Genomic DNA, 26,379 nt, shown 5'->3' on the forward strand with positions numbered 1-26,379 from the left:
TGTTCCTCCTCCCCCTTGGGACAGGGGCTCCCCCCTGCTGCCGGAGAACGCGATGATCGGCCACCGTCTCTCGCTGTGCCTGCTGGCCTGCGTGCTGTTGCTGGGCGGTGCGCCTGCACGGGCGGGCGACGTCGGCTTCGCCGGCGTGCTGCCCAACGGCGCGCTGCTGCAGCAGAAGGTCGAAAGCATGCAGGAACGGCGCTACCGCAACGTGGTGCGGCAGCATACCGATTACAGCTGCGGGGCCGCTGCACTGGCGACGATCCTGCGCCATGCCTACCACCTGCAGACCGACGAAGCGACGGTGATCGAGGGAATGATGGGGGTGTCCGATCCGGCGCTGGTGGCCGAGCGCGGCTTTTCCCTGCTCGACATCAAGCGCTATGTGGAATCGCTGGGCATGCGTGGGCGTGGCTACCGCATCGATGAAGCGCGCCTGGGCACACTTCGCGTTCCCGGCCTTGTGCTGATGGACGTGCGCGGCTTCCGCCACTTCGTGGTGCTCAAGCAGGTGCGCGAGGGCATGGTCGAAGTGGCCGATCCGATCCTGGGCAACCGCAGCCTGGCATTGCCCGAATTCCTGGCCGCCTGGCCATCACGTGCGGTTTTCGTGGTGATCGGCAGTGATTTCGATCGCAACACGGTCCTGCTGCAACCCAGCGAACGGCCCAGTGCCCGCGCGCTCTATGCGCGACAGGGGCCCATCACCGATGCCGAACTGGTCGACTTCGGCTTCAGCCACGCCGACCTGTTCTGAAGGAGGCTTCGCCATGTTCCGCCACCGCCTGTTGAAGGTCCTGCTGCTGGCATGCCCCGCCCTGCATCTGCAGCCGGCAGAGGCTACGCCCGGGCACGGCCTGAAGGAGATTCCGGATCCCGAACTGAGCCTGATGCGTGGCCGCTACACCGTGGGCGGCAATACCGTGGCGTGGTTCGGGGTGACGATGGTCTCGCAGTGGCAGGCCGGCAACGGAAGCGTGCTGCAGGGTGCGTTGACCCTGGGCATGGACTTCCGCGGCGGCGGCAGCCCGACGCTGAGCTTCCAGCCGAGCGTGCACGTGACGGCTGCGGACGCGCCACTGCCGGAAACGCAGGGTCGTCACATCGACAGCAGCGGCCTGGCCAATGCCAGCGGCCTGGTGCAGAGCGTGCAGGTGGCCGGGGATGGCAACGTCGCCCGCAATGCGACCACGCTGGTGGTACGCAATGGCGCGGTGCCGGCCCCGCTGGGTGACGGCCTGCATTCGATCAGTGCGCAGGCTGCCGGCATGTCGGCCGCCGCGGTGCTGGACGGCAACCAGGCTCGCCTGCAGCTGCAGGTGGATGGCCAAGGCCTGGTCCAGCAATGGATACGCAATGGCAGCGTCGGCCAGGGCATCGCCCTGGCCGCAGACGGCCAGATCGCCAGCAACCAGCTGCGGCTGGAGCTGGTACGGGACACCGTGGGCGGCAACCTGCCGTTGAGCCAGAACGTGGCCCAGGCAATCGCGCTGAACCGCGGCATGGGGCCGGGCCGGTAACAGCGGCACGGCGTTGGGGGAGCGTTCCACAACGCAGGACACGAACATGCACACCTTGATGAGGATCACCCCGTTGGCGCTGGCGGCGCTGGCGGGCACCGCCTTCGCCACACCACCGGCGGATGATGGCGCTGACGTGCAGGCCCTGGCCAACCAGCTGGAGCAGCTCAAATCCAGCTACGCGCAGGAAGTACGACGGCTGCGCGAACTGGACATGCAGGTGCAGGCGATGCAGGCGCGATTGAGCGGGAAGGTCGGACCGATGGCCCCGCCTGCAGCCGGCGAGCAAGGCCCGACCGCGCAGGCTTCGCCGGGCACCGAGGGCTATGCCAGCAGCGCCGCCGAGGCACAGCAGGCAAGGCAGGAATCGCGGCGCAGCGTGGATGATGTGAAGCAACAGCAGTCGGCGCTGTTCTCGCGCCGCTTCACGGTCGAGAACAGCCTCACCTACGCCCGCTACGACCGCAAGCAGCTCACCCTCAATGGCTTCCTGGCGCTGGACGCGATCTTCCTCGGCAACATCGCCATCGAAAACGTTGAATCCGATTCGCTCACCTACAACCTGGCCGCCCGCTGGGGCGTCAGCCCGAACCTGACGCTCAACCTGGATGTGCCGTACCTGGCGAGGCGAACGGTCTACCAGAAGGGTGGCGCCGGGGGGGCGGCAGCCGCCATCGCGCAGGAGCAGACCAACGGCAACGGCCTCGGCGACATTGGCCTGAGCGCGAACTACCGCCTGTTCGGCGAACGCGGCTGGCGCCCGGAGACCGTGCTCACCGCCGGAGTGACCGCGCCCACCGGGCGCGCACCCTACGGCCTGGACTGGAAGGTGATCGAGCGCGACGACGATGACTACATCCGCTTCGCCGTGCCCAAGGAACAGCCCACCGGCAATGGCGTGTGGCAGGCCAATGTGGGCCTGTCGATGGTCAAGACCGCCGACCCGGCCATCCTGTTCGCCAACCTCGGCTATGTGCATTCGTTCCCGCGTGGCTTCAGTGACATCGACAGCAATCCCGATACGCTCAACCCGGGTGACGTGAAACTGGGCGGCTCGGTCTACTTCGGTGCGGGCGTCGCCTTTGCATTCAACGAGCGCACCAGCCTCAGCCTGTCCTTCAGTGACCGCATCAGCGCCCATGCCTCCACCCGTTTCCAGGGTGGAAAGTGGATGAAGGTGATCGGCAGCGACGCCAATGCGGCGTCACTGAACCTGGGCGTGACCTATGCGCTCAACGCGCACACCACGCTGGTCACACTGCTGGGCATCGGGCTGACCCCGGATGCCCCCGACTTCACCTTGGCATTCAAGATTCCGTACATGCTGTAGCGGCGAGGCGCCGTGGCATGATGGCGTCCCTGCCGCCAGTGGACGCCCATCATGCCCATCGGATTCATCGGCCTTGGCGTCATGGGCATGCCCATGGCAGCGCACCTGGCGCGCGCCGGCCACATGCTCTGGGGCTGGTCCCGCTCCGACCGCAACCATGCCACCGCCCGCGCCGCCGGCATCCGCGTCCCAGCGGCCGCCGGGGACGTGTTCGATGCATGCGCAACGATCGTCCTGATGCTTGCCAACGACCCGGCCATCGACGCGGTCCTGTCACGAAACGGCCCTGCGTTCGCTGCCCGCGTCGAAGGCCGCCTGGTGATCAACATGGGGACCAGCTCGGCGGAGTATTCCCAGGCACTGGGCGAACAGATCCGCGCGGCCGGCGGGCGCTACGTGGAGGCGCCGGTCTCCGGTTCACGGCTTCAGGCCGAGTCCGCGCAGCTGGTCATCATGCTGGCCGGCGATGCGGCTGACGTTGCAGAAGCATCGCAGCTGCTTGCGCCGCTGGGCCGGCAGTGCGTGGCGTGCGGCCAGGTACCCGCGGCGTTGCGCATGAAACTGGCGGTGAACCTGTATCTGATCACGCTGGTCACCGCGCTGGGCGAGGCCGTGCGCTTTGCCGAGGTCCACGGCATTGCCCTGGAGCGCTTTGCCGAAGTGCTCAACGCCGGGCCGATGGCCAGCGACGTATCGCGGATCAAGCTGGACAAGATGCTCAGGGAAGACTTCGCCGTGCAGGCCTCGATCACCGACGTGCTGAAGAACAGCGGGCTGGTGGCTGCGGCGGCGCGCGAGGCAGGCATGCAGGCCCCCCTGATCGACGCCAGCGATGCGCTGTTCGCCCGGGCACAGCAGATGGGCCTGGGAGGCCAGGACATGGCGGCGGTCCTGCAGGCGATCCGGGGCACCCCGCCGGCTGCCGGCGGCGCCTGATCCGGATTCATCTTCCGGCACCACAGCGGTCGCTGGCCGCTGCTATATTCAGTCCAGTTCGGCAGGCATGGTGCCTGCCCTTGAATCACAGGGAGTTGGACATGGGTCTGGTACAGGCGGTGAAGGGTGCGGTCGGCGGCGTCCTGGCCGACCAGTGGAAGGACTTCTACACCGTGCCGACGGGCCTGCCTTCCACGGCGGCCCTGTTCGCGGCGGTCCCGCGCGGCACCAACGCCGGCCGCGGCTCCAACACCAGCGGCTCGTCCAACATCATCAGCAACGGCTCGAAGATCATCGTGCCAGAGGGCTACGGCCTGCTGCTGTTCCAGGACGGCGCCATCACCGCGTTCGTCGCCGAACCGGGTGGCTACGAGTGGCGTTCGGACGACCTGAACTCGCAGTCGATCTTCGCCGGCGACGGCCTGGTCAGTACCTTCATCAAGCAGAGCTGGGAACGCTTCAAGTTCGGCGGCCAGCCGGGCTCGCAGCAGGCTGCCTATTTCGTTTCGCTGAAGGAGCTGCCGGACAACCGCTTCGGTACCCAGTCGGAAATCTACTGGGACGACGGCTTCCTCAACACGCAGGTCGGCGCGGTCACGCGCGGCTCGTACACGCTGAAGATCGTCGACCCGATCCTGTTCGTGAAGAACTTCGTGCCGGCCAGCTACCTGCAGCCCGGCCAGGTGTTCGACTTCACCGATCTGGACAACGCCGCCGCCAGCCAGCTGTTCAATGAAGTGGTCGGTTCGCTGGCCCCGGCCTTCAGCCTGTATACCAACGATCCGGGCAAGGGCAACCGCATTACCCGGTTGCAGCAGGATTCGATCGGCTTCGCGCAGAGCCTGTCGGCTGCGGTCGAGCAGGCCTATCAGTGGCAGAGCGATCGTGGCCTGGCCATCGTCAAGACCGCCATCGTTTCGATCGAGTACGACGCCAACACCCGCGAACTGCTGAAGACCGTGCAGCGTGCCGATGCCCTGTCCGGTTCGCGCGGCAATTCCAACCTGCAGGCCAGCGTCGCCCAGGGCATCCAGTCGGCCGGCGAGAACGGCGGTGCCGCAGGCCTGGTCGGCGTCGGCATGGCCTCGGGGATGTTCGGTGTCGGCGGCATGCAGCAGCCGGTCGCCCCGGCCGCGGACGACCCGGTGGCCAAGCTGAAGAAGGCCAAGGAAATGCTGGACCTGGGGTTGATCACCCAGGGCGACTATGACGCCCTGAAAGCCAAGGCACTGGGCCTGTAACGGCAGGACGCACGACCCACATGTCCGATCCCCGAAACGGCCCACCGCCGCTGCCCGGATCCGCGCCCGCGACGCCGCCCCTGCCGGCGGCGTCGTTGGATGGGCCCGGTTCGCCGCAGGACGTCCCTCCCCTGCCCGGCAGCTTCCCGCTGGACACCTCGAAACTGCCGCAGGCCATCCGCGATGAAGTGGAAGCGCCTGACCCGGTGGCCATCGACACCTCGGCCAGCGAACTGAAGGACGGCCTCAACCGCTGCCCGAAGTGCGGCGCCAGCGACATCCGTCCCAAGCCCGGCACTGACATCCTCGTCTGCCTGTACTGCCGTCACCAATGGCATGGCGCGCGGGTCGAGGAAGAATTCGGCCTGGGCGAGGCCATCGACCAGCTGCGCGGCACGGTCATCGCCTCCGGTGCGCGTGACATCGATGCCGACACCTCGGCACTGATGACGTTCAAATGCACCGGCTGCGGCGCCGAGGTCACGGTCAATACCGAGAGCACGATGACGGCGCGTTGCCACTGGTGCCGCCATGTGTTCGGCGTCAACGAACAGATCAGCAATGGCGCGGTGCCCGATGCGGTGCTGCCGTTCCATATCAGGAAGGACGATGCGGTCGCGCGCATCCGCCAGTTCGTCGACAAGCGCCGCATGTTCGCACTGAAGGCGTTCAAGGACCAGTTCACCCCGGAAAACGTGGTGGGCGTGTTCCTGCCCTACATGATCGTCGACAGCAATGTCAGCGCGGCCGTGGCCGGCAAGGGCGAGATCAAGACGCGCGAGTACACGGTGGGCAGCGAGAAGAACAAGCGCACCCTGTACGATGCCGATGTCTACCAGGTCGAGCGCCAGGTGGATTTCACCGTCGATGACCTGCCGCTGGAATCCTCGGCCGAGCGCGGGAATCTTGATACCCGCGCCAACACCAACAACATCATCAACACCATCCTGCCGTTCGACACCAAGAACGCGGTGAAGTGGAACGCCTCGTACCTGGCCGGCTTCACCTCTGAAAAACGCAACCTGGATGTGGAAAAGCTGCGGCCGCGGCTGGAAGACCAGCTGCTGTCGATCGCCCGTGCGCAGGTGGAAGGGTCGGTGAGGCGCTACAACCGTGGCGTGCGCTGGGAACAGGAACAGCTGGACGTGCACGGCACCCGCTGGGTCTCGATGTACCTGCCGGTGTGGCTGTACTCCTACCACCAGCCTGGAAAGAACGGCGGCATGCTGCACTACATTGCGGTGAACGGCCGTACCGGCGAAACCATGGGCAGCGTGCCCGTGCAGCAATGGAAGATGCTGCTGGCGGCACTGGCCACCGGCACTATCATTGAAGCCCTCGCAATTGCCTTCCTGGTGGCAACCACATGAGCGACGACAGTGGCCTCTGGCTGTTGGCGGCAGGTCCGGCCAGCGCAACCGCGCTGTACTGGGCGCTGTACCGCTATTACCGCAACACCGATAAATCGCATTCCTTCGAGCACGAGACCGCCATCGAGGCCAAGCCGGTCACCGGCTCGGACCAGCAGGTGGGCCGGGTCACCGGCACCGAGGAGAAGCGCATCCGCGGCGACAATGTGTACGAGTACCGGAAACGGGTCGCTCGGGTGAAACCCGAAGGATAGAGCCAGGCCAAGCCTGGCTGCGGGGCGTGCCGGCCGCTGGCCGGCATTCCTTCGGTTTCTGGGCGCCAAGCGGGAGCCGGCCAGCGGCCGGCACTACCTTTCAGTAGACAGCACCTTGGGCGCGTCCTCACGCCGTCTCCCACCCCACCGGTTCGATACTCGCGCGATCCACCCTGCCGAGGATCCTGCGATGGCCGCCGTTCCTGCCCGTGCCTGCCTGTCCGTCCTGTGCTTCCTGGCCCTGCCCGCCCTTGCCCAGGACGCGTCGTTCGGCTTCGGTGAACAGACCTCCCGTACCGAGCAGACCACGCAATCCAGCAGTACCCAGACCCAGAGCAGTGGTGCGATGGCCACGCAGACCACCACCAGCGGCAGCTCGCAGTCCGAGACGCGCAGTGAAAGCAAGGGGCTGGACGTGGACTTCGGCTTCCACGACAACAACGATGACTGGGACCACGACCGCCAGCGCGGCGGCCGCGGCGTGCGCGAAGGCGATTTGTTCGGCAGCTGGACGCTGGGCCAGGAGAACGGCAGCACGTGCACCATCGAACTGAAGAGCATCGAGTGGTTCGGTGGCTACAGCGCCTACGTACCCGCCGGCTGCCCGGACGGCTTCTTCTCGGCCAACCGCTGGGTGCTGTCGGGCAACCAGCTGCTGCTCACCGATACCAGCAACACGGTATTCGGGCGCTTCCGCACGTCGGGCGGCGGGCGCTGGTCGGGGTTCCGTGAATCCGACGGTGCGCGGTTGTATCTCAACCCCAAGGGGCGCTGAGCGTAGCGTGCACGCAGCGGGCACGCGCCGACCGCGAAGATCAGGCGTCCGCCCCGCCCGCTCGCCGAAATGTCCGCTCCCACTGGTTCCCGCCTTGTCATCTACGCCGCGCTCGCGGGCAACCTCGCCATTGCGATCGCCAAGTTCATCGCCGCCGGCATCTCCGGCAGCTCGGCCATGCTCAGCGAGGGCGTGCATTCGCTGGTCGACACCCTGAATGAACTTCTGCTGCTGTACGGCCTGCGCCGCGCCGGCAAGGCGCCGGACCCGGTGCACCCATTCGGCTACGGCCGCGAGCTTTACTTCTGGAGCTTCATCGTTGCCCTGCTGGTGTTCGCGGCCGGCGCGGGCGTCTCGGCCTACGAAGGCATCCAGCACATCCGCCATCCCGAGCCGGCACGCAACCATGCCCTGAGCTACAGCGTGCTGGGCATTTCCATCCTGTTCGAGGGTGCGTCCTGGTGGGTGGCGCTGCGCGAGTTCCGCCGGACCAAGGGCAAACTCGGCTATTTCGAAGCGTTCCGCCGCAGCAAGGATCCCTCCACCTTCACCGTGTTGCTGGAAGACAGCGCCGCCCTGCTCGGCCTCGGCTTTGCGCTGGCCGGGCTGCTGGCCGCCCAGCTGCTCGAAATGCCGGTGCTCGATGGTGTTGCCTCGTTGTGCATCGCCGGCGTGCTGGCTGCGACTGCCTTCCTTCTCGCCCGCGAGACCAAGGGCCTGCTGGTGGGAGAGCCCGCCCATCCGGCGGTGGCCGAGCGGATCATGGCCGTGGCCGAAACCGATCCGGACCTGCGTCGCGCCAATGGCGTGACCACCATGCAGATGGGCCCGGAACAGGTAGTGGCCATGCTCAGCGCCGAGTTCGAGGATGACCGGCAGACCCCACAGATCGAAGCCTGCATTACCCGGATCGAAACGGCGGTGAAGCGCGAGTATCCGGAACTGGTGGCACTGTTCATCAAGCCGCAGACGCCCGAGGTCTATGCCGCCCGGCGCGCCGCCCTGGCGCCCGCTTCCGCACCACGATGACACGCTGTCTGCGCGCGTTTCACCTGCGCGGTGCCACAGTGGCACGGTCCTTCACCTGAACCTGCCGCTGCCGTGCCGGACTGGTTGCCCGCCTCCCTGCAGATCCTTCCGCGCAGCTTCTACCAGCGCCCGCCGACCGAGGTCGCCCCTGAGCTGCTCAACAAGCTGCTGGTCCGCGACGACGGTCGCACCGGCCGCATCGTCGAGGTGGAAGCCTACGCCGGCCGTGATGATCCGGCGGCGCACTCCTATCGCGGACAGACGCCGCGCACGGCCAGCATGTTCGGCGAGGCCGGCCACCTCTATGTGTATTTCACTTACGGCATGCATTGGGGCAGCAACGTGGTCTGTGGAGAGGTCGGTGAAGGCGTGGCGGTGCTGCTGCGGGCCGTCGAGCCGCTGGCGGGCCTTGAGCGCATGCACGAGCTGCGCCCCGCCGCGCGCCGGGATCACGATCTGGCCAGTGGGCCGGGCAAGCTGTCGCAGGCCTTCGGGCTGGACCGCGGTTTCGACGGCGCCGACCTGGTGACCGGCAGCCACGGCATTGTCATTGCCAGCGATGGCGTGCCGCCTCCGGCGGATCCGGTGGTGGGGCCTCGCATCGGCATCACACGCGCAGTCGATTTCCCTTGGCGCTGGCACATCCGTGATCACCGTCACGTATCGATTCGACCGCGCTCCCCTGCATCGTCTGTGAAGAGACGCCGATGACCCCTCTCGACAAACCATTGCGGCGCGAACTGCAGATCGACGGCCAGCCCTACACGCTCACTGTGGATCCGGAAGGACTGAAGCTCGTCGAAAAAGGCCGGCGCAAAGGCATCGCATTGCGCTGGCAGGACCTGGTGTCCGGAGACGCCGCGCTGGCCACGGCACTGCAGGCCTCGCTCAGCGAGCGCTGAGCCGGCGCTGCCGCCTCACATCGGCATCACCCAGCCATGGCGATACATAACGCCGTGCGCACTAGCGTAGCCCCAGACAGCCGCCGCAACCGCCCTCGCCACCCAGCCCTGAAAAGCGCCATGGACGAAGCCGAACGACTGCTCGAAATCGACCGCCTCAACCTGCTCGACACGCCGCCGGAACCGGTGTTCGATGCCATTGTCGCCGCCGCGCGCGCCGCCACCGGCATGACCATGGGCCTGATCACGGTCGTGGCCGAGGACCGACAATGGTTCAAGGCCAACATCGGGTTGGAAGGCGTCAGCGAGACGGCCCGGGAGATCTCGTTCTGCACCCATGCGATCCGCCAGGACGGGCTGTTCGAGATTCCCGACGCGCGCCAGGACCCCCGCTTCTCCACCAATCCCCTGGTGACCGGTGGCCCTCGCATCCGCCACTACGCCGGTATCCCGCTGGGCTCGGGGCAGGGCGCGCGCATCGGCACGCTGTGCCTGCTCGATGCCATGCCCGGCGTGCTGTCGCCGTCGCAGCGCGAGCTGATGGTGCACCTGGCGCGGGTCACCACGCAGGTGCTCGCGCAGCGCAGCACGCTGATGGCCCAGGTCGGCCAGGCCAAGGCGCTGCATCGCGAGCTCAAGCGCAGCGAGGATTTCCTGGAGCGCACCAACCGCGCCGCGCGGGTGGGCGGCTGGGAAATGGACCTGGTCAGCAACGAGGTGCGCTGGACCCGCGAGACCAAGCAGATCCACGGCGTGCGGGCCAACTACCAGCCCACGCTTGATACCGCCCTGTCGTTCTATCGCGAAGACAGCCGCGCCATCATCCGCACTGCGGTGCAGCGCTGCATCGATGAAGGGACCTCCTGGGAAGTGCAGCTGCCGATGACCACTGCCGACGGTCGCGCGATCTGGACCCGGGTGGTCGGCGGGCGGCAGCAGGTCGATGGACACCCGCGGCTGGTCGGGGCCATCCAGGACATCACCGAAGAGCGCGCCGCACTGGACGCGCTGGAGGCCAGCGAGACACGCTACCGCCGGCTGTTCCACTACAGCCTGGGCCTGATCTGCACCCACACGCTGGAAGGCGTGCTGACCTCGGTCAATCCGGCCGCCGTGCAGTCGCTGGGGTTCGAAGAGAGCCAGATGATCGGGCGCAGCCTGTGTGACCTGATGCCGCCGGAAAAGCGCGAGGGCTTCAAGGCCTACCTCAAGCGGATACAGGCCAACCACACCGACGCCGGCGTGATCGAACTGATCGCCGCCGATGGAACCCGCCATTACTGGGCGTACCACAACGTGCTCGATACCGAGGCCGATCCGCCCTATGTGCTTGGACACGCGCAGGACGTCACTGCCCTGCGGATGCAGGAACAACAGCTGCGCGAGATGTCCTTCAAGGATCCACTCACCCAATGCTACAACCGCCGCTTCCTGCACCGCCTGGATGAACTGGTCGACGAGCGCTGGGCCTGCGTGATGTTCGATCTGGATCATTTCAAGCGCATCAACGACACCCAGGGCCATCGCCGTGGCGATGCCGTGCTGGTCGAGTTCGCGGCCTTCCTGCGCTCCGCCCTCGGCAAGGATGAAACCGTGGTGCGGCTGGGCGGCGACGAGTTCATGGTGGTGCTGGTCGCACCCGCGCACGGCCGTCTGAGCGAGCTTGAACACTGGTACCGGGACCATGCAGCGCTGTCACCCACCGCGTTCTCGATGGGCGCGGCGATCAATACGCCCGGCGAGCCAGTGGCCGACACCATCCAGAAGGCCGACAGCCGCCTGTACCGTACCCGCGAGCGGGTGCGCCGCGAGCGGCGCGAAGACCCCGCCGCGCGCTGATCAGGCGCGCACCGTCACCCAGGCCGGCGCATGATCGCTGGCCTTTTCCTGCAGGCGTACCCAGCGGTCGACGCCGGCATCCTTCAGTCGCTCCGTCAGCACGGGATTCAACAGCAGATGATCGATGCGCAGCCCACGGTCGCGCTCGGCATGCTGGCGGAAGTAGTCCCAGAATGTGTAGATCGTGGCGTCGCCGTGCACCTGCCTCAGCGCATCGGTCCAGCCCTGCGCGAGCAGCCGCTGGAAGGCCTCGCGAACCTCGGGCTGGAACAGGGCATCGCGGCGCCAGGCCTTGGGGTCGTAGACGTCGGCATCAGTGGGAATCACATTGAAGTCACCCAGCAGCAGTGCCGGGTGCGGCAGATCAACCAGGCTGCGCGCATGCCGGATGAGGCGCTCCATCCAGCGCAGCTTGTAGTCGAACTTCGGCCCGGGCTGCGGGTTGCCGTTGGGCAGGTAGAGGGCGCCCACGATGACGCCGTGCACGGCCGCTTCCAGGTAGCGGCTCTGCGTATCCCTGGGTTCGCCCGGCAAGCGCCGGCGGCTCTCAACCGGGGTGGTCCCCCGTGCCAGCAGCGCCACGCCGTTCCAGCACGCCTCGCCCTGCCACAGCGCACCGTAGCCGGCCTCTTCCAATGCTGCAGCGGGAAACGCGGCGTCGGTCGCCTTCAGTTCCTGCAGGGCAACCACGTCCGGCGATTCCCTGTGCAGCCAATCCAGCAACTGCGGCAGGCGCGTGCCGATGCCGTTGACGTTGAACGTGGCAATGCGGAGCGTCTTGCGGCGGGCCATGCACGAGGCCTCTCTGCGCTGCGGATGAGCCTTCACTGTGCGCGCCGGCGCATGCACGGTCCGTGGATGCCGCGTCACGGCAGGGTTCCGTTCGTTTCACGAGCCGCTGCCACGCCCGGCAGCAGGCTGTTCGCCCGTGAACGGTGCTGGAGAAGCCTCATGGCGGTGCGTCCGCTGCGCGCCATCTACCAGATCGACCCCTACCTGTTCCGCGACAGCAATGGTCGCGGCTGGGGCACGCTGGATGGCATCACCGAAAAGCTGGACCATCTGCAATGGCTCGGCATCAGCCATGTGTGGCTGCTGCCGTTCTACTGCAACGCCGGCCATGACGGTGGCTACGATGTCACCGACCACTATCGCATCGATCCACGCCTCGGCGATGAGTCCGCGTTCCAGCGCCTGGTCGATGCCGCCGATGCGCGTGGCATCGGCATCATCGTGGAACTGGTGATGCAGCACACTGCCAGCGCGCACCCCTGGTTCGTCGCCGCGCAGCAGGGCGACCCGGCCTGGCGCGCCTGGTATCTCTGGAGCGACCACGTACCGGACGACGGCCTGCAGCCGATGTTCCCGCCCATCGAGGCCTCGGCCTGGACGTGGGATGCCGAGGCCGGCGCGTTCAACCGGCACATGTTCTACCGGCACGAGCCGGACCTGGAGCTGGCCCACGCACCGGTTCGCGACGAACTGCTGCGGGTGATGGGATTCTGGCTGCAGCGCGGCGTAGCCGGCTTTCGCGTGGACGCCGTCCCGTATATGGTCGAGCGCGCCCGCCACGCGGACCCGCACGACGACGGACTGTGGCTGCTGGAGGCGATGCGTGCCACGGCAGACGCGCAGCAGCCGGGCCTGCCGCTGATCGGCGAAGCGGACGTCACCGCATCCCACTACGGTGACTTCCTGTGCGAGGGGCGGCGCCTCTCGCACCTGCTCGACTTCCACCTCAACAATCACTTCTTCCTGGCACTGGCGCGCGGTGACGCGAGCGAAGTGGCGCGGGTCATGGCCGAATACGGCCCACAGGCGCCGCCGGACACCCGCATCGCCTGGCTGCGCAACAATGATGAGCTGGACCTGGAGCAGCTGGAGCCGGACGAACGCGAAGCGGTGATGCAGCGCTTCGCACCCGAACCTGGCATGCGCATCTATGGCCGCGGCATCCGCCGCCGGCTTGCACCGATGCTGGAGGGCGATGTCGCATGGCAGGCCATGGCCTGGGCGGCGCTGCTGTCGCTGGGCCAGGTGCCGGTGATCCGCTATGGCGAGGAGATCGGCCTGGGTGACTGCCTGGAGCTGCCCGAACGCAATGCCGTGCGCATGCCCATGCACTGGCATGGCCGCCCAGGGGCGGGGTTCACCGATCGACCGCGGCATGCGTGGCGCGCGCCACCGGCAGACGGCCCCTACGGCTACCGGACGGTGAATGTCGAGGTGCAACGTAGAACGCCCGGCTCGCTGCTGCTGCGCGTGCGCGAGCTGCTGCTGCAGCGCAATGCCCATCCCGTGCTGCAGCAGGGGCCACATGCGCTCGACCCACCGTCACCTGCGTTGCTGATGCTCTGCTACGGCGACGCGCCCCGGCAGGCGTTGGCACTGATCAACTTCGGCGACGAACCGGTGGAGGTGGATCTGCCCCTGCGCGGCCCGCTGCGCACGCTGGTGGCCCATGGCGCCAGGCTGCGCGATCACCGCTGCATCCTGCAGGGACACGGCTACACCTGGCTGGCCGCAGACGGGGCCTGAGTGCGCAGCGCGGGCAGCACGTGTTCGGCAAAGTCATCGATGAAGCGTTCCTGCTCACGGTTCACGTTGTGCAGGTAGATGCGATCGAACCCCAATGATTGCAGTTCCTGCAGCCAGGCCTTGTGCCGGGCCAGGTCTGCCGATACATGCACGCGCCCGCGTAGCTCCTCGGCGCTGATCGATCGGGCGTGTGCTTCGAACTGTTCGGGCTGGTCCAGCCCTTCGGCCAGTTCCGGTGGGAGCACGTTGGCGCTCCACTGCTCCATCGCGCCGTCCAGCGCCGCTTGTTCGGCGCGGGCGTAGGAGAGCTTGGCCTGCAGGTACATCGGCTTGCCCCTGCCACCGCCGTCCTCAAACGCCGCCACGACACGCCTCAACTGCGCCAGTGGCTGGCTGATGGTGATCAGGCCATCGGCCCAGCCGCCCATCCAGCGTGCGGTTTCCTCAGTGACGGCCGCCCCCAGCAGCGGCAGCGGCAGTGCTGGCCGGCTGTACAGCCGCGCCTTTCGGACCTGGAAGCCCCCCGTGTGGTCGACCTGCTCGCCGCCCCACAACCGCCGCATCACCTCGGCCGCATCGCGCAGTGCCTTCTGCCGCTCCCGCTTGGCTGGCCACGCCTGTCCGGTAATGCGTTCGTTCAGCGCCTCGCCGGTGCCGAGTGCCAGCCAGATCCGCCCCGGCGCCAGCTGCTCCAGGGTGGCCGCGGCCTGCGCCACCAATGCCGGGTGCTGGCGCAGCATCGGGCACGTCACCATGCCCAGGGTCAACGCGCTCTGCACTGCCAGTGCGCCCGCCCATACCCAGCTATGGCCGGACTGCCCTTGCGCGGCCGTCCAGGGGTGGAAGTGGTCCGAGCACATCAGGGCCTCGAATCCCGCCTGTTCGGCGCGCAGCGCCAGGCCCAACAGAGTGGCGGGCGGGAACTGCTCATGCGATGCGTGGTAGCCGATGGTCATCACGGATTCCCTGCGGGCACTGGACACGATGGCAACACGCCCCCAGCTAAAACGGCGTCATGGAAACGAACGCTTCCTGCATCGGGCATCGACGCTGGGCTATCGCCGAGGGCTACATTCCCGCCTGGAGCAACGGCCCGTCACCGGAGATGCAGAGCCACGAAACCTGCTGCGTACTCAATGCCGGCAATGAGGACGCGCATGTCACGCTGACCCTCTACTTCGAGGACCGCGATCCTGTCGGCCCCTACCGGATCACCGTACCGGCGCGACGCACCTGCCATCTGCGCTTCAATGACCTGGAGGACCCGGCGCCGGTGCCGCGCGGCATGGGCTTCGCCACCCTCGTCGAATCCGACCAGCCGATCATCGTGCAGCACACGCGGCTGGATTCGCGGCAGCCGGCCAACAGCATCATGACCACGATCGCCCATCCGTTGTGAAGCCGCACGCGAGCGCGTCCACACAGTCACGACACTGTACCCTCCGGTCGTTTACCCGTTCGGCGCGACACTGGGGTCAATCAACGATCGGAGAGTGACGATGGCCCTGCCCGACTACCCACGCCCGCCCTTCCCCGCCCAGCAGCAATCCTTCCCCGGCAAGACCGCGCAGATGCAGCCGCGGCCGGACCACGGCGAGGACAGCTATCGCGGCCATGGCCAGCTGCAGGGCAAGAAGGCACTGATCACCGGCGGTGACAGCGGCATCGGCGCAGCGGTGGCCATCGCTTTCGCGCGCGAGGGCGCCGATGTCGCCATCGCGTTCCTCGATGGCGAGCAGGACGACGCCCGCCATGTACAGCAGCAGATCGAACAGGCCGGGCGCAAGGCCGTGCTCGTGCCCTGTGACATCAGCGACCCGGCGCAGGCGCGCTCGCTGGTGGATCGTGTGGCCAGCGAGCTGGACGGTCTCGACATCCTCGTCAACAACGCGGCCTACCAGCGCTACTACGAGCATTTCGACGACATCACCCTGGATGACTGGAAGCGGACGTTCGATACCAATGTCCATGCCGTGTTCAATCTGACGCGGTTGTGCGTGCCGCACCTGCGCGGTGGCGGCGCGATCATCAACACCGCATCGGTCAATTCCAAGCGACCGACCCCGAACATCCTTCCCTACTCTGCGACCAAGGGCGCCGTCGCCAACCTGACGCTGGGGCTGGCGGGCCTGCTGGCCGAGTATCAGATCCGCGTCAATGCCGTGCTGCCCGGCCCGATCTGGACGCCGTTCATTCCGGCAGGCATGGCCGCCGAAGAGGTCGAGCAGTTCGGCTCGCAAACGCCGTTCGGCCGCCCCGGGCAACCCGCCGAACTGGCCTCGGCCTACGTGATGCTGGCTTCGGACAGCGCCAGTTACACCTCCGGTGCATTGCTGACCATCTCCGGCGGCGCGGCAACGCTGTGACCGCTCATGGCCGAACTGCCTGCCTGGATCGCGGATTGGCTGCTGGTGGTGGTACCGGTGGCCGAGGTGCTGGTCATTCTCGGGGTGGCCTGGTTGATGGTGCGTGCCCTGGCGTGGTTGCTTGTGCAGGCCCGGCAGCGCGGCCGGCTGGCGCCTGAACTGCACGTAGGCCTGCGCCGCGGCGGTGCGCTGCTGCTGTACCTGGCGGCCACGCTGCTGATACTGGAGCGCCTGGGCGTGTCGCGCTCGGTGCTGTGGACCGCGCTGACCGGCTTCATGGCAGTCGGTGCGGTGGCATTCTTCGCCGCATGGAGCGTGCTGTCCAACCTGTTCTGTTCGTTCCTGATCGTCGCCACGCGCCCGTTCCGCATCAACGACACCATCGAGGTACTGGAGAGCGTGGACAAGCCGGGCCTGTGTGGCCAGGTGGTGGACATCAACCTGATCTACACCACGCTGAGTGATCGTGGCGACGGCGCGCGCGGTTGCCTGCTGCGCGTGCCGAACTCGTTGTTCTTCCAGCGCATTACCCGCCACTGGGGTGACAGCGGCTATTCGCAGCTGCCGGGCAGCCTGCCGATAAAGGGCAAGGTGCGCTGAGCAGCGGCAGCGCCGAGCCCATGCCCGGCTTGCTGCGCGCAGCGCAGGGGGCATCGCGGCCGAACGGAGTGCTGCCGAGCGCGGGCTCGGCTCTACATCTACAGGTGCCCCGCGGGCGACCCTACTCCGCCGCCAATGCCTGGATAGGGTCCAGCTGTGCCGCACTGCGTGCCGGGAAATAGCCGAAGCCCAACCCGATCGCAGACGAACACACCAACGCGGCCAGCACCGGCCCCGGCGTGAACAGGAACGGCACGCCCAGCGCCAGCAGGCTCGACAACGCGCCGACGCCAAAGGCCAACAGCACGCCCAGCGCCCCGCCGAACAGGCAGATCAACACCGCTTCGATCAGGAACTGGCGCAGGATGTCGCCCTGCCGCGCCCCTACCGCCAGCCGCACGCCAATCTCGCGCACGCGCTCCTTCACCGACACCAGCATGATGTTCATCACGCCCACCCCGCCGACCACCAGCGCCACCGCCGCGATGGCCGAGACCAACGCGGCCAGGGTCTGGCTCGACTTCATCACCGCCTTGCGGATCTGGTCCGCGTTGTAGATGAAGAAATCACGACGCCCGTGCAGCCGCTGCAGTTCGGCACCCAACGATGCCTCCGCTGCTCGGGTTGGCACGTCATCGCGCACCCGCACGGTGATGCTCTCCAGGCGCGGGCTGCCCAGCAGCCGCGAAGCCGCCGAGGTGTACGGCACGTAGACCGTCGGCGTTGCGCCACCGGCGAACGCACTGGTCCCCACCACGCCGATCACTTCCACCGGCATCCCGCCCAGCAGCACCGTGCTGCCCACCGGGCTGCCACTGGACAACGCCTTGGCCGCCTTCTGGTCGAGCACGCCGACAGCACGATGCGCGTGGACCTCGTCATCCGTGAAGAACCGGCCGGCCTTCAGCCGCAGCCCGCGCACGCGCGGTAGGTCAGCGCCCACGCCAAGCACCTGCGTGTTGGCACGCCGGCTGCCCTGCAACGCGGCCACCGAACCGCTCAGGTTGGGGCTTACGCTGTCTACGTAGCCCAATGCGGCCAGGTGATCGGCGTCGGCCACCACCAGTGTTTCAATCTCCGCCGATCGCGGGTCGCCAAAATCAGTGCCCGGGAAGATCTCCAGCGTGCTGGCGCCCAGCTCGTTGATCTGTGACTCGACCTGTGCCTGCGCGCCTTTGCCCAGTGCCACCACCGTCACCACGGCAGCCACGCCGATGATGATGCCCAGCATGGTCAACAAGGTACGCAGCCGGTGGGCCAACATCGAACGCACTGCCATGCGCGTCGCCTCCCGCATGGCATCGACGCGGGCGCGCCGTTCGGCGGCCACGGCGGGCGCGCGCTCCGATGCGTCTGCATGCGGTCGCACCGGCTGGCCTCGCGCCTGTCGATCTGCCACCACGCGTCCATCGGCGATCTCGATCACACGCGACGCATGGGCGGCAATCGCCGCGTCATGCGTCACCAGGATCACGGTATGGCCCTGGCCGTGCAGGCGCTTCAGTTCGGCCATCACCTGCTGGCCGCTGGCATGGTCCAACGCGCCGGTGGGTTCGTCAGCCAGCACGATCGCGCCGCCGTTCATCAGCGAGCGTGCGATGGAAACGCGCTGCTGCTGGCCACCGGACAATTGGCTGGGCCGGTTCGTGGTCCGCTCGCCCAGGCCGAGTGTTTCCAGCAGCAGGCGAGCCCGCGTGGTGCGCGCGTCCGCGTCCACTCCGGCATAGACGGCGGGCAACGCTACGTTCTCGGTGGCACTGAGGTTCTCCATCAGGTTGTAGCGCTGGAAGATGAAGCCGAAGTGCTCGCGGCGCAGGCGTGCCAGCTGGTCGGGCGACATCTGCTCGGTCGCTGCCCCATCCACGCGGTAGCTGCCTTCAGTCGGCCGGTCCAGGCAGCCCAGGATGTTCATCAGGGTGGACTTGCCTGAGCCCGAGGGGCCGATGATGGCGATGAACTCGCCGGCGTCGATGCGCAGCGAGACCTCCTTCAGCACCACCACTTCACCGGCGGCCGAGCGATAGGCGCGCGATACGCCCTGTAGTTCCAGCAGTGCGTCGGCCATGCTCACATCCCCAGCAGGCTGGCCGGCTCGGCGTCGCCGCCGCTGGATGCCTGGCCAACCACCACGTTCTCGCCGGCTTCCAGGCCGGACAGGATCTGCACGGCGGTGGCGGTGCGCAGGCCGGTGGTCACTGCGCGCTCGCGGGCACGGCCCTTCGCATCAACCACCCGCACGGTCGCGCGGGTACCGGCCCCGTCACCGGCCTCGGTCAATGCGCTCCGCGGCACCTGCAGCGCATTGGCCACGCGTGCCAGCTGGATCGTCACCTTCACCGTCATCGAGGGCTTCAGCATCAGGCCCGGATTGGCCACGTCGAACAGTCCCGCGTAGTACACCGCTTTGGGCGTCTGCGCCGATCCGCCGCTGTTGCCGCTGGCTGCGTCGGCAATCGACGACGGCGCAGGCTCAAGCTGTTGCAGATGGGATTCGTAGCGGCGCCCGCTCGGACCCAGCGTCGAGAACCACAGCCGCTGGCCGGGTGCGATCAGCTCCACGTCGGCCTCGGCGATCTCGGCGCGTACGGTCACGATGTCCATCTGTGCCAGCATCACGAGGGTCGGCGTGGTCTGCATCGAGTTCAGCGTCTGCCCCGCCTTGGTGACGATGGCCACGATGTAGCCCGCGGACGGCGAGACGATACGGGTGTAGCCCAGGTTGATGCGGGCGGTTTCGACCTGGGTCACCGCCTGGTCGATCTGCGCCTGCAATGCAGCGACATCCGAACGTGCCGCGTCGCGCGCCACGCGCGCCGCTTCAAAGCTCTCCTGCGAGACCAGGCGCGATGCCACCAGCTGCGACTGCCGATCATACGTGCGAAGCGCCTGGGTGTAGCGCGCCTGGCTGGCCGCGTGCTGCGCACGCAGCGCATTGGCGGCCGCCTCGGCGCTGCGCAGGGCAATCCGCTGCGGTTGTGAATCCACCTCGGCAATCAGGTCGCCGGCCTGCACGTGCTGGCCCAGCACCACGTGCAGGCGCTTGACCTGCCCCGAGACCTGCGCGCCCACGGCCACCAGCTCCTTTGGATTGACCCGGCCGACCGCCTGCACGGTCCGCTCCAGATCGGCAACCGTGGCCGGTGCGGTGATCAAGGCGGCATCATCGCCATCGGCAAACGCCCACCAGCTGCCCGCGCCGGCAAGAACGGCCAGCGTTGCGGCAATGATCCAGGTCCTGCGGTTGTTCATGAAAACATCCGGGGTGCGTGCAGCCGCCGGGTGCGGCTGCCAGGTCCGCAGTCTGGGAGCCCCAGGTGGATGTTTCTTGGAGCCACCGTGGAGATTGGATGGAGACGCGGCAACTGTTCATGCACCGCGTCGGCGGCTGAATCCGCGGCGCGGCTCCACGCAATCTCGACACAATCTCGATCAAGTCTCCATCAACGGGCGCTAGCCTCGGCGGCCTCGCCGACTGCCTGCCTGCCGTGACCCGTCCCTATCCCGAGCTGCCCCCGATGGATGTTCGCCGCGCTTACTTGGCCTGGTGTGCGCCCTCGCCCTGGTCGCTGGCGCTGGTGATGGCATCAACCATGGCGTGGCTGCTGGCCAGCCAGGAGCCGATGCCGCCGCTGCTGGCCGGCTTCGGCGCCGCCGCACTGGCGTGGTTCCGCAGCGACGGCCCCGGCCACGCCACCCGCGCGGGGACAGCCGTCTCGCTGCTGCTGATCGGGTTGGCGCTGACGTCGGCCACGGCCTTCGGCGCCCACGCCGCGCTGTACCTGCTGCTGGCGGCCACAGCGCTGCTGCTGCTGGCCCTGCTGGCCCTGCGGCTGCGCGCCATCACCGCCATGGCGGCACGCCTGCAGGCACGGGTGGATGCCACCCCGACGGACTGCCGCTGGACCCACCTGCCGGCTGCGCTCTCCACGCTGATCGTGCAGCAGCTGCGCGGCGCGGGGCCGGTGGAGCCGTCCCTGCATCGCACGCTGGTGCTGGCCACGCTGGCCTGGGCAGCCGACGCGGAAGCGCAGGCCATGGAGCGCCGACGATGACGCTGCCGTTGATGCCGCATGTCCCCGCAACGCCCGTAGACGCGTACCCGCCGATGAAACATGAACTCCGCAGCCGACCGGCGCCCCTGGTCCTGATTGCCGAAGACGAGGGTGAAATCGCCGACATCCTCGGCGCCTACCTGGCACGCTCCGGGCTGCGCAGTGCCCGCGCTGCTGACGGCGAAGCGGCCCTGGCCAGCCATCGCCAGCTGCGTCCGGACCTGGTGCTGCTGGACGTGCAGATGCCCAGGATGGACGGCTGGCAGGTGCTGAGCGAGCTGCGCCGGCGCGGCAATACGCCGGTGATCATGCTCACCGCGCTCGACCAGGACGTGGACAAGCTGACCGGCCTGCGCGTCGGCGCCGACGACTATGTGGCCAAGCCATTCAACCCGGCCGAAATCGTGGCGCGCATCCACGCCGTGCTGCGCCGCAGTGCGCAGCGCACCGAGCACGCGGCCGATGGGCTGATCCGGCAGGGGCCGTTCGAGATCGACCTGCGCAGCCACGAGGTGACGGTGTGCGCCGGCGAGCAGGTCCACGTGTTGAATTTCACCCTCACCGAGTTCCGCCTGCTCGCGCACCTGGCGCGTGCGCCGCGCCAGGTGCACACGCGCGTGGATCTGCTGCACAGCTGCCTGCCCGAGGGTGATGCACAGGAACGCACCGTCGACAGCCATGTCAGCAAGCTGCGGCGCAAGCTGGAGGATGTCGGAGTGATCGGCGTTCCCGCCACCATCCGTGGCGTCGGCTACCGCTTCCTGGACTGAATGATGAGTGCGAAAGGCAAGAGCATCGGCCGCCAGATCAGCCTGTCGATCACCGTGGCCTCGCTGTGTTCGACCGTACTGTCGATCAGCGGTTTCTACCTGTTCTACTACCTGCTGGAGGTGTTCTATCCGCGCTGGTACGACGAGCCGAAGACGCTCATGCCTTCCGGCCTGGAGTGGCTGTGGATCTGCCTGACCGCCACCGTGGTGGTCGCGCTGGCCACGCTGATCGCCTCGCGCCTGACCCGGCGCATCATCACCCCGTTGAATTCGGTGGCCGCCAGCCTGCGTCGCGTGGCCAGCGGTGACCTGGAAGCGCGCGCACGCGGCGGCGACACCTCGATGGCCGAGGCCGCCACGCTGGTCGACGACTTCAACTCCATGGCCGAGCGGCTCAGCCGGATGTCCGAGAACCGCGTGTTCTGGAACGCGGCGATCGCACACGAACTGCGCACGCCGATGACCATCCTGCGTGGCCGCCTGCAGGGCATCGCCGAAGGCGTGTTCGAGCCGGGGCCCGAGCAGTTCAACAGCATGCTCACCCAGCTGGAAGGCCTGACCCGCATCATCGAGGACCTGCGCGTGGTCAGCCTGGCCGAGAGCGGTCATCTGGATCTGCGCCTGCAGCGCAGCGATGTCCGCGTGCAGGTGGCGGCAGTGGTGGACGCGATGTCCGAGGCGCTGACCGCAAGTGGTTTCTCGGTGACATTGGACGCACGACCCTCACTGGCCGACTGCGATCCGGCGCGCATCCGCCAGGCGGTGCTGGCGCTGCTGGAGAATGCGCGGCGCCACGCCATTCCCTGTCCGTTGCAGGTCCGCGTGTCGCTGGCGGAGGGCCATTGCACGGTGACAGTTGAGGATGGTGGCCCCGGTGTGCCGGACGATCTTCGCGACAGCATCTTCGAAGCCTTCCAGCGCACCGATGTGTCCCGTTCGCGGCAAAGCGGTGGCTCCGGGCTGGGCCTGGCGGTGGTGCGCGCGATTGCCGTGGCCCATCACGGTACGGCACGCTGCCGGGCCACCGAACGTGGTGGCAGCGCGTTCGAGATCCGCTGGCCAGTGCACGTACGTCGTTAAGGGCCATCGCTGGGTGCTACAGGAACTCCGCCATGCGCTGCAGCTCGTCGTCCAGCGCGCCACGAAAGACCTTGTCGCGGGCCAGCGACTTGCCGGCATAGCCCACGCTCGACACCAGCTCGCCTTCGCGCATGCTCAGGTTGGCCCAGCCCACCACCTGGTCGTGCCACAACACCGGCAGTGCGTAGTAGCCGTACTGGCGTTTCGGCGCAGGCGTGTACGCCTCGAACTTGTAGACCCAATCCCACAGCAGCTCGAAACGGCGGCGGTCCCACACCACCGGGTCGAACGGCGCCAGCAGGCGCACCTGTTCTTCCGGCGCGTGGCGGCGCGAGCGCGGATTTTCGTCCGCCGGCCAGTACCAGGTGGTGCCCTCCACCGTGCAGCTGGCCAACTGCTGTTTGGCCAGTGCCAGTGCCTTGCGGGTCTGCTCGGCCAGGTGCGGAGCGCCATAGCCCAGCAGGCGCACCAGATAGGTCAGGCTGGCCGACGGCAGCGGTGCGTACTTGCGCACCACCAGATCGATCAGGGCGGCAGCACGTTCGATCTGCGCCTGTTCGCTGGCGTCGGCCTGCGGGTGCTCAGCCACCGCATAGATGCGCGTTCCACTGTCACGCCGCTGCACCCGCAACAGGCCGCGGTAGTGCATGCCCTCCAGCAGGTGCGTGCTGGCGTTGCTGGTGCCACCCCAATAGTTGGTCACCCGCCCATGCGGGAACGCCTGGTCGACCTCGCGCGGATGCACGCTGCCGCGCTCGCGCACGAAGGCCAGTACATCTGCTGCGCGACGTTCGGTATCGGCGTCCCATACCCGCTTGGCCACGCGCGGATGCATCAAGCCCAGGTGTTCGCGCGGCAGGAAGCCATAGTTCACCAGGCAATCCTCTTCCACCGGCAGACGCGTGTAGCGCCGCTCAAGATCGCCCGCGCGGTAGTCCTTCACCCGGTGGCGCAGGGTCAGGTCCTGCGCGCGTGCCGGCGCCCGAATCGGGTCAGCCTGCACGAAGCCCAGCCGCCGGATCGCGGTCAGCAGCGTGGTCGGCTTGAACAGCGTGCGCGCCACCGCGTAGCGGCGCAGATCATCGAGAGTGGGCGTGGCAGGCATGGCCGCATTGTATTCTCGGCCATGCGGGATCCGTCCAGTAGCGCCAGGCCATGCCTGGCGGGTGCCTGGAGGGTCCGCCGACGCCATCCACGCACGGCGTGGTTCAACGTTTCATTCCGGATGCAGGCGGTAGATGGCGTGGCTGGTCAACGCCAACGCGGCCAGCTTCAGACCTTCCATCACGCGATCGCCGACGTACTGTTCCGGGCCACCGTTCTGACGGGCGCGTTCGGCCGCCAGCAGGATTTCCTGCACGATACGCAGCCCGGCCAGTGCACCGTCGGCATCGGCCAAGGCCAGGCAGCGGCCTGGGAGCTGATGGCGCTCGGGCCAGGGCTGTCCGTCGGCGGCCGCGCCCAACCCGATGCGATGCAGCAGGGCCATCAGGCTGTTGGGATCAGACGCGTTGTCGTGCCCCTCGTCGGCATTGGCCGGGGCGCGCTGATGGGGCAACTCCGATGCGTTCATGGCAGGTCTCCGTGCAAGGCATACGGGACCACCGCCCTTAACAATCAAGGCGGCGGACGGTACGTGGCTGGAAATCCCGTGAGTCAGTGCTATACCCGGGCGGTGGGCTTGCGCCCACCTCCACGCACCGCCCGCCATGGAACGCGAACGGAATGCCAGCCGACGCCGCACAAGGCGACGCCGGCTGGCAAGCGTAAACAGCACTTACTCAACGAGGTTTCCAGGCCCCGGCCACCCGTTTTCGGTGGCAACCCATCATGTGCACAACGGCGTGGCACGCGCCAACAACCCACGTGCCAAGACAGCGACGTTTACGCAGCGACGCCATTGTCGCATATCGACAATCGAGCCGAAGATTCAACAACTTGCGCCATGCCGATGGCGGCATGCTTCACCCATACCTGCGACGCGCATTCCTTGACCGCATCCGGCTTTCGAGGCTGGCGACATGCCAGTTCCGACATTACGCAAGCAGATGTGCAATCAACGCCAGCACCGCCAGATGTCCCACGTAGTACCCGTAGAACACCCAGCGCCAGCGCGGCAGTTGCCACGGCACCCGCGCGGCCAGCAGCACCACCGGAACGGCCAGCAATGCCCAGCCGTTGTGGTTGGCCCAGCACACCGCCGCAAGCCCAACCAGCAGCGGCCACCACGCCCGATGCCGGAACGCGATCCAGGCCAGCAGCACGGCGCCCACGCCGGCCCACTGGTAGTCCACGACCATCGGCAGCACACCGGCAGCCAGCAACAGCAGCACCGGCCGATTGTTCGCAAGCGCATGCACGGCCACCGCAGCCAGGGCAAAGGTCAGCAGGATGTTGAGCGGCAGCCAGGAACCGAACGCGAGTGCGTGCAATGGCTGCGCGATCAGCCCCCATAGCGCGAGCCGGCGTATCGACTTGCGCAGGTCGGCCCCGGGCTGGGCCAGGTTGCAGGCCATCACCAGCGCGAACAGCGGGAAGGCAATACGCCCCAGTTCGCTGACCACCGGCACGTAGCCACCGAAGACCACCTTGGCCACGTGGTCGCCGGTCATGGTCAGCAGCGCGATCCACTTCAGCAGCTCGCGTGCGCCACTGCCGAGGGTGAGGTTGAACGTGGTCGTCCCGGTCGTGGTCGCTTGCATCGCGGAAGCTTATGCGCATCGGCCAGCCCATTTCCAGCGCCGCGCAGGAGTCCGTCGCTGCAGCCAGCAGGTGGCGGCGCTATGCTGGCCGCCCCTGCTTGTGAGACACCCGCCATGCGCACCCTGTACCCGGCCATCGAGCCCTACCGCGAATTCACCCTGCCGGTGAGCGATCTGCACACGCTGCATATCGAAGAGTGCGGCACGCCGGAGGGCATTCCGGTGGTGTACCTGCACGGCGGGCCGGGTGCTGGCATCTCGCCGACCCATCGCCGCTTCTTCGATCCGGCGCGCTACCGCATCGTGTTGATCGACCAGCGCGGCAGCGGCCGTTCCACGCCGTTCGGCGAGCTGCGCGACAACACCACGCAGGACCTGGTCGGTGACATCGAGAAGGTGCGTGAGCACCTGGGCATCGAGCGCTGGCTGGTCTACGGCGGCTCCTGGGGTTCGACGCTGTCGCTGGCCTATGCGCAGGCACATCCCGGGCGCGCCACCGGCTTGATCGTGCGTGGCGTGTTCCTCGGCCGCGAAATGGAGAACCGCTGGTTCGCCGAGGCCGATGGGGGTGCGCGCTGGATCTTCCCGGAGCGCTGGGACCGCTATGAGGCCTACATCCCAGAAGCCGAGCGTGGTGACATGATCGCAGCCTACTGGTCGCGGCTGGACAGCGCGGACGAGACGACCCGCATCGAAGCCGCGCAGGCCTGGCTGGGCTGGGAAGACAACGCCGCCACCCTGCAGCACGACGTGGATACGCAATCCACCGATGATCCGCTGGATACGCTGGCCAAGGCCCGTATTGAAGCGCACTACTTCCGCAACGGGATCTTCCTGGAACCCGACCAGCTGCTGCGCGATATCGATCGCATCCGCCACCTGCCCGGCGTGATCGTGCAGGGGCGCTACGACATCATCTGCCCGCCGCGCAGCGCGTGGGACCTGGCCAAGGCCTGGCCGGAAGCGCGGCTGGAGATGGTGACCTCCGGCCACAGCGCCAACGAGCCGGCCACGGTCGATGCGCTGGTGCGGGCCACGGATGCGTTTGCCGACCGGTTCGGCAACGGCACCTGAC

27 protein-coding genes are annotated in these 26,379 nt (G+C 67.6%); 20 read left to right on the forward strand and 7 right to left on the reverse strand.

Going from position 1 to position 26,379, the window contains the following annotated elements; all coding sequences use genetic code 11:
- The first annotated feature begins 52 nt into the window (after window positions 1-52).
- From NSQ78_RS12270 to NSQ78_RS12325, 12 genes are all read left to right on the forward strand, one after another.
- A complete protein-coding gene (locus tag NSQ78_RS12270; protein WP_339206241.1) occupies window positions 53-757 on the forward strand; it encodes a C39 family peptidase in 705 nt (234 codons plus the stop codon).
- 13 nt (window positions 758-770) lie between these two features.
- A complete protein-coding gene (locus NSQ78_RS12275; RefSeq protein ID WP_064238616.1) occupies window positions 771-1,520 on the forward strand; it encodes a hypothetical protein in 750 nt (249 codons plus the stop codon).
- A 46-nt stretch (window positions 1,521-1,566) separates the two neighbouring features.
- Window positions 1,567-2,850, forward strand: a complete 1,284-nt coding sequence (locus tag NSQ78_RS12280) for a transporter (RefSeq protein WP_064238617.1) — start codon at window positions 1,567-1,569, stop codon at window positions 2,848-2,850.
- Window positions 2,851-2,901: 51 nt separating this feature from the next.
- Complete coding sequence (locus NSQ78_RS12285) at window positions 2,902-3,786, forward strand: NAD(P)-dependent oxidoreductase (protein ID WP_080473136.1); 885 nt, start codon at window positions 2,902-2,904, stop codon at window positions 3,784-3,786.
- A 101-nt stretch (window positions 3,787-3,887) separates the two neighbouring features.
- Entirely contained in the window at window positions 3,888-5,027 is a 1,140-nt protein-coding gene (locus NSQ78_RS12290; RefSeq protein ID WP_049467182.1) for an SPFH domain-containing protein, read from the forward strand.
- A 20-nt stretch (window positions 5,028-5,047) separates the two neighbouring features.
- Window positions 5,048-6,397, forward strand: a complete 1,350-nt coding sequence (locus tag NSQ78_RS12295; protein ID WP_064238618.1) for a hypothetical protein — start codon at window positions 5,048-5,050, stop codon at window positions 6,395-6,397.
- The gene (locus tag NSQ78_RS12300) at window positions 6,394-6,651 is read left to right on the forward strand and encodes a hypothetical protein (RefSeq protein WP_057494852.1); all 258 of its coding nucleotides are present in this window, start codon (window positions 6,394-6,396) and stop codon (window positions 6,649-6,651) included. The genes NSQ78_RS12295 and NSQ78_RS12300 overlap by 4 nt, the downstream gene beginning before the upstream one ends.
- Before the next feature lie 190 nt (window positions 6,652-6,841).
- Complete coding sequence (locus tag NSQ78_RS12305) at window positions 6,842-7,426, forward strand: AprI/Inh family metalloprotease inhibitor (RefSeq protein ID WP_064238619.1); 585 nt, start codon at window positions 6,842-6,844, stop codon at window positions 7,424-7,426.
- Window positions 7,427-7,495: 69 nt separating this feature from the next.
- On the forward strand, window positions 7,496-8,455 hold the full coding sequence (locus NSQ78_RS12310; protein WP_049467175.1) for a cation diffusion facilitator family transporter: 960 nt from the start codon (window positions 7,496-7,498) through the stop codon (window positions 8,453-8,455).
- Between the two features lie 72 nt (window positions 8,456-8,527).
- Window positions 8,528-9,166 carry a DNA-3-methyladenine glycosylase gene (locus tag NSQ78_RS12315; protein WP_053463091.1) on the forward strand — a complete coding sequence of 213 codons (639 nt, stop codon included), beginning with the start codon at window positions 8,528-8,530 and terminating at the stop codon, window positions 9,164-9,166.
- On the forward strand, window positions 9,163-9,357 hold the full coding sequence (locus tag NSQ78_RS12320) for a hypothetical protein (RefSeq protein ID WP_049467172.1): 195 nt from the start codon (window positions 9,163-9,165) through the stop codon (window positions 9,355-9,357). Before NSQ78_RS12315 ends, NSQ78_RS12320 begins: the two co-directional genes overlap by 4 nt.
- Before the next feature lie 120 nt (window positions 9,358-9,477).
- Complete coding sequence (locus NSQ78_RS12325; RefSeq protein ID WP_064238620.1) at window positions 9,478-11,196, forward strand: PAS domain S-box protein; 1,719 nt, start codon at window positions 9,478-9,480, stop codon at window positions 11,194-11,196.
- Here NSQ78_RS12325 and xth read toward each other — a convergent pair whose 3' ends face one another.
- Window positions 11,197-11,988, reverse strand: a complete 792-nt coding sequence (gene xth / locus NSQ78_RS12330) for an exodeoxyribonuclease III (protein WP_064238621.1) — start codon at window positions 11,986-11,988, stop codon at window positions 11,197-11,199.
- Window positions 11,989-12,147: 159 nt separating this feature from the next.
- Between xth and NSQ78_RS12335 the strand changes: the two genes are divergently transcribed.
- Window positions 12,148-13,734 carry an alpha-amylase family glycosyl hydrolase gene (locus tag NSQ78_RS12335; protein WP_064238622.1) on the forward strand — a complete coding sequence of 529 codons (1,587 nt, stop codon included), beginning with the start codon at window positions 12,148-12,150 and terminating at the stop codon, window positions 13,732-13,734.
- Here NSQ78_RS12335 and NSQ78_RS12340 read toward each other — a convergent pair.
- Entirely contained in the window at window positions 13,704-14,690 is a 987-nt protein-coding gene (locus tag NSQ78_RS12340; protein WP_057494859.1) for a TIGR03885 family FMN-dependent LLM class oxidoreductase, read from the reverse strand. The genes NSQ78_RS12335 and NSQ78_RS12340 overlap by 31 nt on opposite strands.
- Before the next feature lie 59 nt (window positions 14,691-14,749).
- On the opposite strand from NSQ78_RS12340, the gene NSQ78_RS12345 reads away from it, so the two are divergent.
- From NSQ78_RS12345 to NSQ78_RS12355, 3 genes are all read left to right on the forward strand, one after another.
- On the forward strand, window positions 14,750-15,133 hold the full coding sequence (locus tag NSQ78_RS12345) for a sensory rhodopsin transducer (RefSeq protein ID WP_057494860.1): 384 nt from the start codon (window positions 14,750-14,752) through the stop codon (window positions 15,131-15,133).
- A gap of 100 nt (window positions 15,134-15,233) precedes the next feature.
- Window positions 15,234-16,100 (forward strand): glucose 1-dehydrogenase, encoded by an 867-nt coding sequence (locus NSQ78_RS12350; protein ID WP_064238623.1) that lies wholly within the window; start codon window positions 15,234-15,236, stop codon window positions 16,098-16,100.
- A gap of 6 nt (window positions 16,101-16,106) precedes the next feature.
- Complete coding sequence (locus NSQ78_RS12355; RefSeq protein WP_064238624.1) at window positions 16,107-16,700, forward strand: mechanosensitive ion channel domain-containing protein; 594 nt, start codon at window positions 16,107-16,109, stop codon at window positions 16,698-16,700.
- Between the two features lie 121 nt (window positions 16,701-16,821).
- Here NSQ78_RS12355 and NSQ78_RS12360 read toward each other — a convergent pair whose 3' ends face one another.
- Both NSQ78_RS12360 and NSQ78_RS12365 read right to left on the reverse strand, forming a co-directional pair.
- Window positions 16,822-18,765: a MacB family efflux pump subunit gene (locus NSQ78_RS12360; RefSeq protein ID WP_064238625.1), complete on the reverse strand. Its 1,944-nt coding sequence runs from the start codon at window positions 18,763-18,765 to the stop codon at window positions 16,822-16,824.
- A 2-nt stretch (window positions 18,766-18,767) separates the two neighbouring features.
- Window positions 18,768-19,949 carry an efflux RND transporter periplasmic adaptor subunit gene (locus NSQ78_RS12365; protein ID WP_064238626.1) on the reverse strand — a complete coding sequence of 394 codons (1,182 nt, stop codon included), beginning with the start codon at window positions 19,947-19,949 and terminating at the stop codon, window positions 18,768-18,770.
- A gap of 266 nt (window positions 19,950-20,215) precedes the next feature.
- On the opposite strand from NSQ78_RS12365, the gene NSQ78_RS12370 reads away from it, so the two are divergent.
- Genes NSQ78_RS12370 through NSQ78_RS12380 form a run of 3 tightly spaced genes read left to right on the forward strand, consistent with a single transcriptional unit; the run spans window position 20,216 to window position 22,602 of the window.
- Window positions 20,216-20,752, forward strand: a complete 537-nt coding sequence (locus NSQ78_RS12370; protein WP_223224781.1) for a hypothetical protein — start codon at window positions 20,216-20,218, stop codon at window positions 20,750-20,752.
- Window positions 20,753-20,805: 53 nt separating this feature from the next.
- Complete coding sequence (locus tag NSQ78_RS12375) at window positions 20,806-21,522, forward strand: response regulator (protein WP_223224780.1); 717 nt, start codon at window positions 20,806-20,808, stop codon at window positions 21,520-21,522.
- A gap of 3 nt (window positions 21,523-21,525) precedes the next feature.
- Window positions 21,526-22,602 (forward strand): ATP-binding protein, encoded by a 1,077-nt coding sequence (locus NSQ78_RS12380; protein WP_064239654.1) that lies wholly within the window; start codon window positions 21,526-21,528, stop codon window positions 22,600-22,602.
- A 16-nt stretch (window positions 22,603-22,618) separates the two neighbouring features.
- Here the strand turns inward: NSQ78_RS12380 and NSQ78_RS12385 are convergent, their stop codons facing one another.
- The 3 genes from NSQ78_RS12385 to NSQ78_RS12395 all read right to left on the reverse strand — a co-directional run bounded on the left by NSQ78_RS12385 (window position 22,619) and on the right by NSQ78_RS12395 (window position 25,304).
- Window positions 22,619-23,707 carry a crosslink repair DNA glycosylase YcaQ family protein gene (locus NSQ78_RS12385; protein WP_064238628.1) on the reverse strand — a complete coding sequence of 363 codons (1,089 nt, stop codon included), beginning with the start codon at window positions 23,705-23,707 and terminating at the stop codon, window positions 22,619-22,621.
- 111 nt (window positions 23,708-23,818) lie between these two features.
- A complete protein-coding gene (locus NSQ78_RS12390) occupies window positions 23,819-24,175 on the reverse strand; it encodes a hypothetical protein (RefSeq protein WP_339206259.1) in 357 nt (118 codons plus the stop codon).
- Between the two features lie 463 nt (window positions 24,176-24,638).
- Window positions 24,639-25,304, reverse strand: coding sequence for a TraX family protein (locus NSQ78_RS12395; RefSeq protein WP_064238630.1), 666 nt, complete (start codon window positions 25,302-25,304; stop codon window positions 24,639-24,641).
- Window positions 25,305-25,418: 114 nt separating this feature from the next.
- On the opposite strand from NSQ78_RS12395, the gene pip reads away from it, so the two are divergent.
- A complete protein-coding gene (pip, locus tag NSQ78_RS12400; RefSeq protein WP_064238631.1) occupies window positions 25,419-26,378 on the forward strand; it encodes a prolyl aminopeptidase in 960 nt (319 codons plus the stop codon).
- The last annotated feature ends 1 nt before the right edge of the window (window position 26,379 follow it).

The sequence above is a fragment of the Stenotrophomonas sp. FSL W7-1447 genome (genome assembly GCF_037966425.1).
Taxonomy (GTDB): Bacteria; Pseudomonadota; Gammaproteobacteria; order Xanthomonadales; family Xanthomonadaceae; genus Stenotrophomonas; species Stenotrophomonas pavanii.

Coding starts and splice junctions, on each gene's coding strand:
- NSQ78_RS12270 (WP_339206241.1), top strand. CDS start 53: ATGATCGGCCACCGTCTCTCGCTGTGCCTGCTGGCCTGCGTGCTGTTG.
- NSQ78_RS12275 (WP_064238616.1), top strand. CDS start 771: ATGTTCCGCCACCGCCTGTTGAAGGTCCTGCTGCTGGCATGCCCCGCC.
- NSQ78_RS12280 (WP_064238617.1), top strand. CDS start 1,567: ATGCACACCTTGATGAGGATCACCCCGTTGGCGCTGGCGGCGCTGGCG.
- NSQ78_RS12285 (WP_080473136.1), top strand. CDS start 2,902: ATGCCCATCGGATTCATCGGCCTTGGCGTCATGGGCATGCCCATGGCA.
- NSQ78_RS12290 (WP_049467182.1), top strand. CDS start 3,888: ATGGGTCTGGTACAGGCGGTGAAGGGTGCGGTCGGCGGCGTCCTGGCC.
- NSQ78_RS12295 (WP_064238618.1), top strand. CDS start 5,048: ATGTCCGATCCCCGAAACGGCCCACCGCCGCTGCCCGGATCCGCGCCC.
- NSQ78_RS12300 (WP_057494852.1), top strand. CDS start 6,394: ATGAGCGACGACAGTGGCCTCTGGCTGTTGGCGGCAGGTCCGGCCAGC.
- NSQ78_RS12305 (WP_064238619.1), top strand. CDS start 6,842: ATGGCCGCCGTTCCTGCCCGTGCCTGCCTGTCCGTCCTGTGCTTCCTG.
- NSQ78_RS12310 (WP_049467175.1), top strand. CDS start 7,496: ATGTCCGCTCCCACTGGTTCCCGCCTTGTCATCTACGCCGCGCTCGCG.
- NSQ78_RS12320 (WP_049467172.1), top strand. CDS start 9,163: ATGACCCCTCTCGACAAACCATTGCGGCGCGAACTGCAGATCGACGGC.
- NSQ78_RS12325 (WP_064238620.1), top strand. CDS start 9,478: ATGGACGAAGCCGAACGACTGCTCGAAATCGACCGCCTCAACCTGCTC.
- xth (WP_064238621.1), bottom strand. CDS start 11,988: ATGGCCCGCCGCAAGACGCTCCGCATTGCCACGTTCAACGTCAACGGC.
- NSQ78_RS12335 (WP_064238622.1), top strand. CDS start 12,148: ATGGCGGTGCGTCCGCTGCGCGCCATCTACCAGATCGACCCCTACCTG.
- NSQ78_RS12340 (WP_057494859.1), bottom strand. CDS start 14,690: ATGACCATCGGCTACCACGCATCGCATGAGCAGTTCCCGCCCGCCACT.
- NSQ78_RS12345 (WP_057494860.1), top strand. CDS start 14,750: ATGGAAACGAACGCTTCCTGCATCGGGCATCGACGCTGGGCTATCGCC.
- NSQ78_RS12350 (WP_064238623.1), top strand. CDS start 15,234: ATGGCCCTGCCCGACTACCCACGCCCGCCCTTCCCCGCCCAGCAGCAA.
- NSQ78_RS12355 (WP_064238624.1), top strand. CDS start 16,107: ATGGCCGAACTGCCTGCCTGGATCGCGGATTGGCTGCTGGTGGTGGTA.
- NSQ78_RS12360 (WP_064238625.1), bottom strand. CDS start 18,765: ATGGCCGACGCACTGCTGGAACTACAGGGCGTATCGCGCGCCTATCGC.
- NSQ78_RS12365 (WP_064238626.1), bottom strand. CDS start 19,949: ATGAACAACCGCAGGACCTGGATCATTGCCGCAACGCTGGCCGTTCTT.
- NSQ78_RS12370 (WP_223224781.1), top strand. CDS start 20,216: ATGGATGTTCGCCGCGCTTACTTGGCCTGGTGTGCGCCCTCGCCCTGG.
- NSQ78_RS12375 (WP_223224780.1), top strand. CDS start 20,806: ATGAAACATGAACTCCGCAGCCGACCGGCGCCCCTGGTCCTGATTGCC.
- NSQ78_RS12380 (WP_064239654.1), top strand. CDS start 21,526: ATGAGTGCGAAAGGCAAGAGCATCGGCCGCCAGATCAGCCTGTCGATC.
- NSQ78_RS12385 (WP_064238628.1), bottom strand. CDS start 23,707: ATGCCTGCCACGCCCACTCTCGATGATCTGCGCCGCTACGCGGTGGCG.
- NSQ78_RS12390 (WP_339206259.1), bottom strand. CDS start 24,175: ATGAACGCATCGGAGTTGCCCCATCAGCGCGCCCCGGCCAATGCCGAC.
- NSQ78_RS12395 (WP_064238630.1), bottom strand. CDS start 25,304: ATGCAAGCGACCACGACCGGGACGACCACGTTCAACCTCACCCTCGGC.
- pip (WP_064238631.1), top strand. CDS start 25,419: ATGCGCACCCTGTACCCGGCCATCGAGCCCTACCGCGAATTCACCCTG.